The organism is Sphaerisporangium rhizosphaerae (assembly GCF_042665155.1).
GTDB lineage: Bacteria > Actinomycetota > Actinomycetes > Streptosporangiales > Streptosporangiaceae > Sphaerisporangium > Sphaerisporangium rhizosphaerae.
This window is the reverse complement of the sequence record NZ_JBHTCG010000001.1, coordinates 98,441-111,239: the sequence shown is the minus strand read 5'-3', so window position 1 is coordinate 111,239 and position 12,799 is coordinate 98,441. Positions and strand designations below refer to the sequence as shown.

Below are 12,799 nucleotides of genomic sequence, written 5' to 3'. Positions count from 1 at the left end.
AGGCTCGGCGGCGAAGCCCAGGAAGCACCTTGGCGACGTCGTCGCTGACTTCAGCCGACCGAAGACGCGGTGCAGCGGCCGGTGAAGACCTGCTTCAGTGGCCGGTGGTGACCCGGGCTCGCACGGTCCTCAACGGCAAGCCCGCTGCCGGCGCGTCGACGCCTCCGCGCCGCATTCACCGAGCAGCAGCGCGGCGACCGCCTCAGGGGCTTCATGCAGAGCGTCGTGGCCGGTTGGAACGTCGTGGACCTGCCAACCGGGATCGGCGTGGAGCCGGCTGCGGAGCTCGGCGAACGGCGTCCGGTCCTCCCAACCCGAGCAGTAGATGAACTCCCGGCGGGGGGCAGGCGCGAGCGCGCCTGTGAGCCGGATCGCCTGCACGAACGAGGTGAGGGGATGGGGACGGCAGCGGGGATCCACGCCGTCCGGCGGCCGGACGGCGTAGCCGGTGGTCGCGGCGCCGGCGGCGAACGCCTCCCGATAGCGCTCGGTCGTCGACGACCAGCACGACTCGCCGTCGCGCGGTACGTAGGCGTCCAGATGCACCAGCCGTGAGACCCGGCCGCCGGCGCGATCGGCGGCCGCGGTGATCACCATCCCGCCGTAGCTGTGGCCGACCAGCGTCGCACTGGTGATGTGGGCGCGGTCGAAGAGCCGCAACACATCGTCGGCATGGGTATCGAGGTTGGCGGCCGCGACCGTCGCGTCGTCGTCGTCCGGCCGCAGACCGGTCAGGGTCAGGGCGTGAACGGTATGACCGGCACGCTCCAGCAGCGGAGTCACCGCCTCGAACGCCCAGGAACCGTGCCACCCCCCGGGCACGAGCACGAACGTCGCCATGCTTCCTCTTTCTCTCCCACGCCGCACCATCGAAGAACATTGTCTCGATGACCCGTGGTCGGTCTGACACCCGGCGCGGCCGAGGACCCTCGCATGAAGGTGCGTCACCGCGTGGACCTGTGGCCGCTTCTGGCCCGGACCTGCATGCGTTCGCCTGGACGGTCGAAGATGCTGAGCACCTCCGCAGGGCCCTCGCCGGTGCTTCCGAACCAGTGCGGCACCTGCGTGTCGAACTCCGCGGCCTCACCGATGCCGAGAATCAGGTCCTGGTCGCCGAGGACGAGCCGCATCCGTCCGGACAGCACGTACAGCCATTCGAAGCCGTCGTGTGCGCGCGGTCGCGGGGTGGACTGTGATCGCGGAATGACGATCTTCCATGCCTGGACACCTCCGGGAGGGGTCAGCGGAAGGACCGTGCGGCCGTTGACCTGCCGGGGCTTGAGCCGGATGCGCGGGTCGCCGACCGCGGGTGCGCCGACCAGGTCGTCCAGCGGGACCTGATAGACCTGCGCCAGTGGCAGGAGCAATTCGAGGCTGGGCCGTCGCAGGCCGGTCTCCAGCCTCGACAGGGTGCTCTTGGAGATACCGGTCGCCGCGGCGAGAGCGGTGAGGGTGATGCCGCGCTGCTTGCGCAGGCTCTGCAGTCGCGGCCCCACACGGTTCAGTGCATCGGCGATCGGCTGTTCCTGGACGCTCATGGCCACCATGGTCCGCCGTTTTTCCCGGAAACGGCAACGTTCGTTGTCCGGGGCGGAGACGCGGCCGCACCCTGGTGGACATGAATCAGTACGACGTAGTGGTGATCGGCGGCGGGGCCGCCGGACTGTCCGCGGCGCTGGTGCTCTCACGGGCCCGGCGCGAGGTGCTCGTGGTCGACGCCGGTGCGCCTCGGAACGCGCCGGCGACCCACATGCACGGGTTCCTGTCACGCGACGGGACGCCCCCCGGCGAGCTGCTCGCCGCGGGCCGGCGCGAGGTCAAAGGGTACGGCGGCGACGTCGTCGACGGACAGGCGGTGAGCGCGCGGCGCGCCGGCGCGGTGTTCGAGATCGAGCTGAGCGGTGGTGTCACCGTCCGCGCGCGGCGTGTCCTGGTCGCGACCGGCCTGCGCGACGAGCTGCCGGATGTCCCCGGGCTGCGGGAGCGCTGGGCCCGTGACGTCCTGCACTGTCCGTACTGTCATGGCTACGAGGTCCGGGGTCGGGCGTTGGGTGTGCTCGGCTGGTCACGGGAGGCGGTCCGCTACGCGCAGATCGTGCGCCAGTGGTCGGACGACATCGTCCTGTTCGCTCCTCCCGAAAGCCTGACCGAGGACGAACGTGAGCAACTAGCCGCGCGTTCCGTCGGCGTCGTCGAAGGACACGTCGCGCGGGTGGTGGCCGAGGACGACACGTTGCGCGGTGTCGCGCTCACCGACGGCCGGTTCGTCCCCAGGGACGTCGTCTTCGTGCCCCCGCGATTCGTGCCCGACAACGACCTGTTGCTCGAACTCGGCTGCGACATCGACGACACCGGGTGGGTGGTCACCGACGCCACCGGCCGTACGACCGTTCCCGGCGTCTGGGCCGCGGGTAACGTGCGCAATCCGCGCGCCCAGGTCATCACCGCCGCCGGCGAGGGCTCGGCCGCCGCCATCGCCGTCAACACCGACCTCGTCGACGAGGACGTGCGCGACGCCGTCCGCGCGCACCGCGACACGATCGACCAGTGAAGCATCTACAAGAGAGGAATCCGTCATGTCACACCAAACCCCTCCTTCAAGCGCTCCGGCCGCGGAAAAGCCGATCGGCCCACCCGGAAGGCATCAGCTCGCACTCATGATCTGGATCGCGGTCTTTCCGACCCTCACCGTCCTCAACCTGACGATCGGGCCGTGGCTGTCCGGCACCGGCCCCGTCCTGCGGACCTTCGTCCTCGCGACCGTCGCCGTACCGATCGTCATCTACGGCCTGATGCCCCGGCTGAACCGGCTGCGCGCACACCTGCTGACGCGTCTCGCGGTCTGAACACACCGGATATCGTGCTGCTTCTCTGCGGGTGACAGCTCAGCTGAGCGGGGGTGCCTTTCTGGCCGAGCCGCGGTAGTCCTCCACGGTGTAGCGCTTGTCGCTTTCGTCGAGTTTCGCGTGGCCGGCCGTCACAAGGTCGATGCCGAGGACGTCGGCGAGCCGGACCAGATAAAGCGTCACGTCGGCGATCTCGGAACGCAGCCGCGCGGCCGCCTCGGGGTCCGCCATGACCTCGGACGCCTCCGCGGGCGTCAGCCACTGCAACTCCGCGAGCAGTTCGCCGACCTCCCCCGCCAGCGCCATCGCCAGGTTCTTGGGCGTGTGGAACTGCTCCCAGTCCCTGTCACGGGCGAACCGCCGCATACGCTCGGTCAACCCCTCAAGCTCGCTCATGCCAGCAAGCTACTGCGGCGCCACGTCCGCGGGTGGACGACGGCCAGGTCGGTCACCCTGTCGCACAAGACTGCGTATACGGGGCATTACTCTCCGGGGCCGGGGGTGGGGTGGTGGAGCCGCCACTGGCGGAGGTGGGCGAGGCCGGGGCGGAGGTCGGGGAGGGCGGAGTAGGGGTGCGGGGTCCTGAGGCGGTGGGGAGGGCGAAGCCGACGGCCTTGCCGGGGGAGTCGGTGGTGGTCGTGGTCGTCCGGTACGCCTGGCAGTGGCCTTGGGACAGTTCGTAGGTCAGCAGCAGGCCGCGCCCATTTTCGGCGAGGAGCGACAGGTCGGGCTCGGGCAGGGTCGCCAGCCGCTGGAAGGCGTCACTGATCTTCTCGGGCCTCGGGTCGCCGTCGACGACCTCGCACCAGGTGGGGACACCGTCGATCCGGAAGACGCGCAGCTCGTACGGGCGCTGCCCGTGCCGCTCGGCGTTCGCGGCCAGCTCGGCGACCACGATCTCGGCGTCGATGATCGCGTCGTCGCCGACGCCCGCCTCCCGCAGCACCTCCCTGACCACGGTGCGCGCCCGTCGCGCGGCCGAGCCGGGCTGTAGGACCTTCACCAGCACCCGGATGTCCCGATGGGACGCGGAGGCGGCCGGCCGCTGGGCAGGGGTGTGCGGGTCGGGGTCGACGGGGGGCATGACGGTGCTCCGTTCGTTGCGGTGACGGTGCACAGCAGGAAAGACCGCCGGGGGAGCACGCGGAACGGCGTCGCATGCGCGTTGATCAGGGCCGTGGCATCGCGTACGTCGGAAGTGGTCGATCTCTGGTCGTTTGATCCGAAGGGCTTGGCGCGGGGCCGGGACCGGTGTCATCGTCATCACATTCAGTGGTCACGCGATTACCGAGGGGGTAGGTCGTGGGGGTACGGGTAGAGCAGGCGGGGCGTCCGGAGCTGGTGCGGGCGCGGCGGCGGCGCGGGTTGAGCCAGGAGGCCGCGGCCGAGGCGGTCGGGGTCTCGCCGACGACGTGGGCGCGGTGGGAGCGCGGCGAGCAGGGCGTACGGGCTCGGCACCGGGCGCGGATGGCCGTGGTGTTCGCGGTCGAGGCCGTCGAGGTCGAACGGTGGGTGGAGGGGTGGGCCTTCGTGGAGACACCTTCCTGGCCGCTGGTGGACTGTGGCGGCGGTTCGCTGGAGGCTACGGTGAGGTCGGCCGACCTGCTGTGGAGGTACGAGATGGATCCGTCCCGCCGTCACCTGCTGGCCACGCTGCCGTTCGTCCCGGCCGCGCTGGGGGAATGGCTGACGTCCTGGACCTACGACACCCCGGCCGCCTCGACCGCGCACGCCGGTTCCGCCCGGGCGGTCGGCATGGCCGACGTACAGCGGATCAACGAGGCCCGGCAGGCGTTCGGCCAGCTGGACCACCAGTTCGGCGCTGGCCTGGTCCGCCCCGTGGTCCTGCGCTACCTCAACGGCAACGTCACCCCACTGCTCCACGGCCGCTACGACGACAAGGTCGGCGCCGAACTGATGAGCGCGGCGGCGGGCATGAGCAGAATGGCGGGCTGGACGGCCTTCGACATGAGCCTGCACGGCCAGGCACAACAGCACTTCGGTCAAGCCCTCAGGTTCGCCAAGACGGCCGACAACCCCTTGGTGGCAGCCTGGGTACTGACGGCCATGACCCGGCAGGCCATCCACATCGACCAGGCCCTCTGGGCTCTGCGGCTCTCGCGCTCGGCCGTGGACACCGCACGCCAGGCGCAGGCATCGCCGCGGGTCATGGCTCTGATGACCGTGCGCGAAGCCTGGGCGACGGCGCTGAACGCCAAGCCCGGTGAGACGGGCGACAAGCACAGCGCCAAGCAGGTCGAACAACTGCTCGCCGAAGCTGAGCGCGCCTACGAACAGGGTCCCAGTGATCGCGATCCGGCCTGGATCGGCTTGCATGAGTGGGCGGAACTGAACGCTGAAGCCGGTCAGTCGTGGGGCCTGCTCGGCGACCACCAGCGCGCGGCCGCCTGCGCCGAAGCCGCGGTGACCGCCTTCCACGACCGCCTGCCACGCTCGGCGCAGTTCAACCGGGTGCACGCCGCGGACGCCTACCTCGGGATGAAGGAACTGGAGCAGGCCCTCGACTCCGCCCGAGCCGCCATCCCGATGGCCAAGGCGCTGAGCTCCGCTCGCTCGGTCGAGTTCATCCAGGCGTTCGCCGACCGCCTCGAACCGCACGGCACCACCGTCGCGGTCAGAGAGTTCCGCGACCACCTGCGAAGCGAGCTGGCCGCCTGAAGTAGCGACTGGCCGGAAGCCCGACCGTTTAAGTACGGCAAGGGCCTTCAAAGGGAGGCTCCGTGCCGTAACTGATCACTTGTGCGAACAGGACGCATGCCTCCGGAGGGCAGGCCTGTCAGCCCGCTCGGAGGCCGTCACATTCGCTGAAGTCCTCGTTGGCCTCGGCAGCACGAGAAACAGATGGTCCGCCCGTTCGCCGGTCGCCTGTTCCACATCGCGGATACGTAGCGCTCCTTCGCGCAGACGCTGAAAGACCGGTCCGTCCCCGCCCAGCACCTCGTAGAGCAGGTGGCCGTCAGGTGTGTCGCAACTGACGTCGACAAGCGGAGTGGGCCTGGGAAGGCAGGCGGTCGAGATCCGGAGCGCCCTGAGCGCGCCCGCTGTGGGCGACTGTCGACGGATGGACCTCGTCCTGTTCGGCTGGAGGAGCACCCGGAGAAGCAAGGGCTCCGCCGCTGCGGGGTCCTGAACAGATGATGTAGGTAAGCGAGAATAAGGAGGTTGGAGTCGACCACCGGAGTGACGATGAGCCCTCGGCCGGCAGGTGAGCCCGATAACGTCGACCGCTACGAGAGCGCCTGGATCGTGCAACACGTTCTCCATGTGCTGCAAGGCGGTGTCGAATGGATCATGGTGGAGGACGTCGGCGAGCGAGCGGAGGGCGCTGAGTTCACGATCCACCGGGCTGGGGCCATCGAGGTTCACCAGGTTAAGCGCCAGCAGGGGAATGCCAACGCTTGGACCGTGGCTTCGCTGCGGGCCAAGGGGATCTGGGCCGCGGCTGCGCGACACGCGGAGGCCGGGCGGCACGTCCACTTCGTGTCGACGATCCCGGCCCGTCCCGTGCAGGAGCTGAGTGACCGCGCCAGGCGTTCAGCGAGCCCGGCCGAATTTCTCGATCACTGGCTCTCTGAAGAGCTCCGTACGCCGTTCGACGAGCTTGTGTCGGATGCCATCTTCGGTTCGGTGGACACGGCGTGGAAGACGCTGCGCCTGTTGTGGGTCGAGTGGTACGACGAGCAGAACATCGTTCGGACGAACGCGGTTCTGGCGGGGCTCCTCCTGAAAGGTGCTCCCGGTTCGCTCGCCGCGGTGGGCTTGTGGGACCTTGTCGTGCAGAATCTCGGCGTCCGGCTCGACGCCGCGGCCATCGAGGCGCGTCTGGAAGCGTATGGCCTGCGGCAAGGCCTTACGGAGCCTGATGTTGGCCTGACCGAGCAAGTAGGCGCGCTCACTTCGAGATGGCTCGACGGCATCGAACGTCATCTTCTGCGGCCATTCATCCCCAGGTCGGAGGTCGACGAGCTGGTGGAGCTTCTCAGCGGCTCGGACCGGTTGCTCCTCCTGACGGGGACGGCCGGTAGTGGGAAGAGTTCAGTGCTGCATGAGATGGCGTCGAAGCTAGGCATGCCCGTGCTGGGCTTCCGGTTGGATCGTCTCGACCCCTTCTCTACCACCTCCGGGCTGGGGGAACTGCTGGAGCTCGGGACATCTCCGGTAAGCGCGCTTGCCGCAGTGGCGGGAGACCAACCATGCATCCTGATCGTCGATCAGGTCGACGCTGTCAGCCTGCTGTCGGGGCGGATGCCGAAGAGCTTCGACCCTATCGCCGACCTGGTTCGAGAGGCGTCGGCCTTTCCGGAGATGCGCGTTGTACTCGCCTGCCGCAAGTTCGACGCCGAGAATGATCACCGCATCCGTGCTCTCACCGATGATCTGCGCGCTCGACGGATAGAGATTGGGGAACTCTCCGATGAAGCAGTCGCTGAGGCCATCGCCGATATGGGCTTGGACGGATCGAGGCTCAGCGATCCGCAGCGGCGGCTGCTCCGCGTGCCACTGCACCTGGTCCTGCTGAAGACCATCGGCGCCGAGGCTCTCTCCTTCCAGAAGACACGTCAACTCTTCGACGCCTACTGGCGACGAAAGTGCCTCGAGTGCAAGCAGCGGAACGGCTCCGTCCGCTTTCAGAGGGTCATCGCCGTACTGGCGGATGCCATGAGTAGGTCGCAGCGTCTCTCCGTTCCGAGTGCGCTGCTAGACGAGGACGACTTGGCGCTCGATGGCGAACTCCTCGTCTCTGAGCACGTACTGGTGCGGGACGAGGAGCAGATCGCTTTCTTCCATGAGGGTTTCTTCGACTATGCTTTCGCTCGGGGCTGGGTCATACGCGACCAGAAGCTGGTCGACTTTCTCGTCAGTGGAGAGCAGGAGCTCTTTCGACGGGCCCAGGTTCGGCAGATCGCGAACCACCTACGTGAGCTGGATGAAGAACGCTTCGTTCGCGAAATACGAGACCTGCTGCTGGATCCCGCTGTGCGGTATCACCTGAAGGACGTTGCGATCACTTTGCTGGGGGGACTCTCCGTGCCGACAGGCCTCGAGTGCGCCCTGGTGGTTGACGTCCTGAGTAAGGTTCCTCTCTTCGCCGACCAATTGTGGCTCGCGCTGCGCACCGGTGACTGGTTCCGGGCCTTGGATGACGAAGGCCTGATCGAGGAGTGGATGAGTGGGGCAGACGAGGCGCTTCGATCACGCGCGGTCGAGATCATGGCTGGTGGGGTGAGGGATCACCCCGATCGTGTGGCAGCGATCCTCGGTGCGCATTCCGCGGCTGACGCGTATCCAAGGTGGCTGCATTTCATCGTCATGGCAGGCACGGTGGCTGACAGCCGAACCCTATTCGACTTGGTCGTATCGGCTGTCCGGCAAGGGAACTACGCGGGGACCGAGCATGCCCTTTGGATATCAGTCCACGGGCTGGCGCAACGGCGACCCGAGTGGGCGCTGGAGCTCATGGCGGCGCATCTCGATGAGAGGCTGGACGCGCTGGCCCTTGACGATGCAGGAAATGTCGCCGCTTTGACGAGCCGAGACCATGAAGCGCTAGAACTCTTGCGCACAGGGGCGCGGCTCCGGCCGGAGCTTTTCTGCAGGAAATTTCTTCCCTACATGCGGCGGGTCATGGCCCTGACCGCAAAAACCGGTGACCAGCCTATCGCAGACCGCCACTTCGGCTTCCGTCTTCCCGATCAGACTGGGGATGACCTGGCCAGCGTGCTGCTGTACGGGGCAGCCGGCGCGATCAAGGCTGTCGCCAAATCCGATCCTGATACGGCGAAGGCTCTTCTTGGAGACTTGGCCGGTGATCCGTATGACGCGGCGCAGTGGCTCCTCTATCAAGGTCTGGCCGGAGCTGGTGAAAGCCTCGCCATGTGGGCGGCCGAGATAGTGCTTCAGGGACCACACCGGTTGCTGAGCGGGTACATCTCCGACTCGTTGTGGACTACCCGCGAGGTCCTTCTGACAATCAGCGAGTCGCTCCCGCACGAGGTGTTCTCCCGGCTAGAGTCGGCAGTCCTACACCTGTCCCTTCCCTTCGCAAGACAGAACTCCGGCCCGTACGTGTTCACGCTTCTCTCGGCTATGGAGGCGGGGCCGCTGTCCGACCACGGTCGTCGTCGGCTGGCCGAGTTACGCAGGGCTTATGGAACCGATCAGCCTCCCCCGCCCGGAGGCATGCAGACGGGCTTTCTCAGACCGCCGATACGGGCTGAGGCCGCCGAACGAATGACGGACGACCAGTGGCTACGTGCCATGACAAAGCACGCTGAGAATAGGTTGGACTGGCGGACCTTCACCGGGGGTGCCGCTGCACTCTCTCAGGTCCTGCAGGGGCAAGTTGCAAAGGACCCAGTACGGTTCGCTCGGCTGGCTCTGAGGCTGACACGCGAGACCAGCCCCGCCTACACCAACGCCATACTCATGGGGCTTCGGGAGGCCGACCAGCCAGAGTACGCGGCGCCTATTTTCGACGCGGTCCGTCATATCGCCGGGCTGTGCAGGACTGACAACGACCGCTGGCTGGGCTGGCCGTTGCACGCGCACCTCGCCGCGGTCCCGCCTGAGGTCATCGCGCTCATCCTCGACCGGGCGATCCATTCCCCTGACCCGGCTGACGACCGTCATCATCATTCCGACGGCGTAAGAGATCGCGCTGAGCACCTGTATGGGCTAGCGATCAACTGCGTCAGAGGTATCGCCGCCGGGACATTGGCGCAGATCCTCGCCTACGACGCCGATGGCTCACGTACCGCGCTCGTCCTCCCGGACCTTAACAGGATCGCTGCTGACCGGACGGTAACTGTCCGTACCTGTGCCGCCGATCTTGTGCACGCGACCCTGCGTCACGCCAGGCCGCAGGCGCTGGACGCATTCCAGTTCCTGATCGACACCGATGACGTGCTCCTGGCCACGCCTCCGATGGAGGGCCTGCTCGTCAGCGTTGGCTATGAGAATCCGGAAGTGATCAGGCCGGTGGCCGAACGCATGCTTGGTTCATGGGCTTTTGAGACCCGGGCCGCGGGCGGCCGAATAGCTGCGTTCGCCGCCATGCAGTGGGACATGTCGCACCTGCTCGACACGGTCCTGGAAGGTCAGGATCTCGCGCAGCGAAAGGGTGCGGCTGCTGTTTGCGCACACCGGCTATCGAACAGCTCCGACACAAGGACAGCGGAGCTAGCCCTTGCGCAGTTCTTCGACGATCCTGAGAAGGAGGTGCGTGAGGCCGCAGCAGAGGTGGCGGCCGCTCTGCGTGGATTGCGATTGCGGCCGTTCGGTAAAACGCTTACCCGCCTTGTCCACTCTGCTGCGTTCGAGCCTGCCCTGCCGCAGCTCCTCATCACGTTGGAGCGAGCACCGGATCGGATTGACGATTTTGTGCTGGCCTGTGCCCGGCGGTTCATCGAGACGCACGGTGCGCAGGTGGCAGACATACGATTCGCAGCCGCGGCTGATGGACGGTCTATTAGCGAACTGCTCGTCCGAGCCTACGCCCAGGCATCGGCGGTGGGAATGCGGTCGCAGATCCTCGATCTGCTGGACGAGCTGTTACTTCTTGGCGCCTTCGGCGTCGCCGAGAGGATCAGCGAGTTTGAGCGCTGACTCGTGCGTCATCGACCTTCCGTGCGGAAGGCATGGAGTAGACGTGCACAGAGTTCTTCAGCGACGTTTCCGGTGTCAGAGGTGAGGTAGCTGAAAAGCAGGGCATCGTCGGCTGGTACGCGCAGAGGTGCTGATGACATAGGTATGGAGCCGCCCGTCCGCGGAAGGTCTGACACTCGGCCTTCCGCGACGAGATAGGTACGCGTGAGACCGATTGCGAGACCCACCTCCGTGGTAATCGGCGCCTTGATTGTGACAAGCAGCGCTAGCAGTTCCGTCAAGCGGCCGACGAGGTCCGCTGCGTCCAGTACGGCGCCAAACATATCTGCTGGTAGTGGTTGCCAGACGGAGCGCTGACCGTCGCGGGTGACTGCCAGACCAGCCCCGGAGGGCGAGACGACGGCCGCCGGAGCTTCCGTCCGTAGCCCTTCAGTCGATGTGAACAGACCCTTTGCCTGTCCGAGGGCGGCGAGCTCCTCCTTTACCGTCGTCAGTCTGCGGGCCTCCAACCGCCGGCTGGGGGCGATTGGAACGACGTGCAGTTCCAGTGCGGCGGACATGTTCGAGGTGTCCAAGCCGAGATCGGATAGCCAGTACGTCGCCAGGGGGGCGTCGAGGGGTCTCCAGGTGGTTTCGTCGGTCGCCGCGAGTTCTGGTGCGGTGTCGTAGGACACGCTTTCCTCGGCGATCGCGAGCTCCTCGAGAAAGGCGGCAGCGAAGACAGCGGCATGTGAGGCCGCCCGCGGCTGGAGCCCCGCCGCGTCGCTCAGGTGCTTCTCCCCGTCGGCCTTATCACTGATTCCTCGGATCGTAAGGACAGGGAGTGACGCGTTGAGATGAGCCGCGGTACCTGTACCGGCGCTCTCCATCTCAATGGCCGCTGCATCGTTGTAGTGGCTTCGCAACTGCACGGCGAGTGCCGAGTTGCGTGAGTTGAGGACGATATCGCCCGCCGCGATCGGCTTAAAATGCACCGTTGGCTTGGCTGATGAGGGCAGGTGGTCGGTCCACTCGTCGCGAAAGTCGACCATCCGCGCCACCTGCTCCAACCGGTGCGCCGCTCCCCAGCCGCGGGGACGGGCTCGAAATCCGTCGTCATCCTCTTTCCCGCCATGATAGTCGTGGATCCACGTCGCCACTACGACATCGCCAAGCTCGATGTCATCTTTAAGTCCCCCAGCGATGCCGACAACGAGCAGCAGTCGGGGTTTGAACTCGTTGATGGCCCGTTCGGCCAGCACAGCCGCGTTCGCGTTCCCCTCGCCTGTCACTATCAACGCTACCTGCCACGGAATCCCAGGTATGCTTCCCACCTCGAACAATGTTCCCTCGGGGTGCCACCGTTGCCGTAGGTCGACGAGTTGCGTGCGCATCGCCTTGTACTCAAGGTTCATCGGAGTGATCACGACCACTGTTGCGTTTTCGCGCACCATTCGCCTGTTCTGCTCGGATGGCTTGTTCATTGAGGGGCCACCTTTAATGCCGACGCTTCGTTGTGACTATCTGGAGGACAGAGGGAAGGGTGTCACAGGCACAGGGACGCGTGGGCCGCTTCGCCTGACCGCAGTAGCGGGGGGACGAGCAACCGCGCCGGCCCTCGTCGGTAGAGCGTGGCTGGGCGGCCAATGTCGGGGTAGCGTCGTTCGCCGGTCGGCACCAGGAATCCCTCGGCGTGGGTGACCTTACGGCGGAAGTTGCTGGGGTCGAGGGGGACCCCCCAGACGACCTCATAGATCTGTCGTAGATCACCAACGGTGAAGGGCTCGTTGCAGAAGGCGGCGGCGACGGTCGTGTACTCCAGCTGCGACCTGGCTCTTTCGAGGGCGTCGCACAGGATGTCAGAGTGGTCGAAGGCCAGGGAAACGCGGTCCAGGACGGACGCCACCGGTGTCCAATGGGCGGCCCGGGCGTCAGTTCCCGCCACCGGGTGGGGGAGGTCGGGGCCGAGGGCGAGGTAGGCCACGGTGATGATCCGCCCCCGCGGGTCTCGTTCCGGTTCGCTGTAGGCGCGGAGCTGTTCCAGGTGCAACTGGCGGCCATCGACCCCGGTCTCTTCGCTGAGTTCGCGGAGTGCGGCTTGGTCCAGGGTCTCGCCGTCACGGACGTACCCACCGGGAAGGGCGGGGAGGCCGAAGTACGGCTCGTTGCCGCGCTCAATGAGCAATACCTGCAGCACGTCCTGACGGACCGTGAAGATCACCAGATCGACGGTCACGAAGATGGGTGCGTGCTTCGACGCCCTTATCGGGGTTTCGGTCACGCCTCCCACTCTAGCTAAAGGTCACCTTGACTCAAAATTTTGAAGAGGTTAAGGTCGCTTCTACCTA

Annotated in this window: 10 protein-coding genes; 4 read left to right on the top strand and 6 right to left on the bottom strand. The window is 66.5% G+C overall.

Features of this window, described 5'->3' with window-relative positions; translation table 11 throughout:
- Positions 1-129: 129 nt before the first annotated feature.
- Both ACFQSB_RS00455 and ACFQSB_RS00450 read right to left on the bottom strand, forming a co-directional pair.
- The gene (locus ACFQSB_RS00455) at positions 130-840 is read right to left on the bottom strand and encodes an alpha/beta fold hydrolase (RefSeq protein ID WP_380823683.1); all 711 of its coding nucleotides are present in this window, start codon (positions 838-840) and stop codon (positions 130-132) included.
- Positions 841-944: 104 nt separating this feature from the next.
- The gene (locus ACFQSB_RS00450) at positions 945-1,538 is read right to left on the bottom strand and encodes a helix-turn-helix domain-containing protein (protein WP_380823682.1); all 594 of its coding nucleotides are present in this window, start codon (positions 1,536-1,538) and stop codon (positions 945-947) included.
- Between the two features lie 80 nt (positions 1,539-1,618).
- Between ACFQSB_RS00450 and ACFQSB_RS00445 the strand changes: the two genes are divergently transcribed.
- Together ACFQSB_RS00445 and ACFQSB_RS00440 are read left to right on the top strand one after the other, a co-directional pair.
- Positions 1,619-2,551 (top strand): NAD(P)/FAD-dependent oxidoreductase, encoded by a 933-nt coding sequence (locus ACFQSB_RS00445; RefSeq protein WP_380823681.1) that lies wholly within the window; start codon positions 1,619-1,621, stop codon positions 2,549-2,551.
- 106 nt (positions 2,552-2,657) lie between these two features.
- Complete coding sequence (locus ACFQSB_RS00440; protein WP_380823680.1) at positions 2,658-2,846, top strand: hypothetical protein; 189 nt, start codon at positions 2,658-2,660, stop codon at positions 2,844-2,846.
- A 39-nt stretch (positions 2,847-2,885) separates the two neighbouring features.
- Here the strand turns inward: ACFQSB_RS00440 and ACFQSB_RS00435 are convergent, their stop codons facing one another.
- Positions 2,886-3,242 (bottom strand): nucleotide pyrophosphohydrolase, encoded by a 357-nt coding sequence (locus tag ACFQSB_RS00435; RefSeq protein ID WP_380823679.1) that lies wholly within the window; start codon positions 3,240-3,242, stop codon positions 2,886-2,888.
- A gap of 52 nt (positions 3,243-3,294) precedes the next feature.
- Positions 3,295-3,930 carry an ATP-binding protein gene (locus ACFQSB_RS00430; RefSeq protein WP_380823678.1) on the bottom strand — a complete coding sequence of 212 codons (636 nt, stop codon included), beginning with the start codon at positions 3,928-3,930 and terminating at the stop codon, positions 3,295-3,297.
- 218 nt (positions 3,931-4,148) lie between these two features.
- Between ACFQSB_RS00430 and ACFQSB_RS00425 the strand changes: the two genes are divergently transcribed.
- On the top strand, positions 4,149-5,525 hold the full coding sequence (locus ACFQSB_RS00425) for a helix-turn-helix transcriptional regulator (protein WP_380823677.1): 1,377 nt from the start codon (positions 4,149-4,151) through the stop codon (positions 5,523-5,525).
- A 504-nt stretch (positions 5,526-6,029) separates the two neighbouring features.
- A complete protein-coding gene (locus tag ACFQSB_RS00420) occupies positions 6,030-10,472 on the top strand; it encodes an AAA family ATPase (protein WP_380823676.1) in 4,443 nt (1,480 codons plus the stop codon).
- Between the two features lie 8 nt (positions 10,473-10,480).
- Here ACFQSB_RS00420 and ACFQSB_RS00415 read toward each other — a convergent pair whose 3' ends face one another.
- The gene (locus tag ACFQSB_RS00415) at positions 10,481-11,935 is read right to left on the bottom strand and encodes a phosphorylase family protein (protein WP_380823675.1); all 1,455 of its coding nucleotides are present in this window, start codon (positions 11,933-11,935) and stop codon (positions 10,481-10,483) included.
- 62 nt (positions 11,936-11,997) lie between these two features.
- Positions 11,998-12,732 carry an NUDIX hydrolase gene (locus ACFQSB_RS00410; protein WP_380823674.1) on the bottom strand — a complete coding sequence of 245 codons (735 nt, stop codon included), beginning with the start codon at positions 12,730-12,732 and terminating at the stop codon, positions 11,998-12,000.
- Between the last annotated feature and the right edge of the window lie 67 nt (positions 12,733-12,799).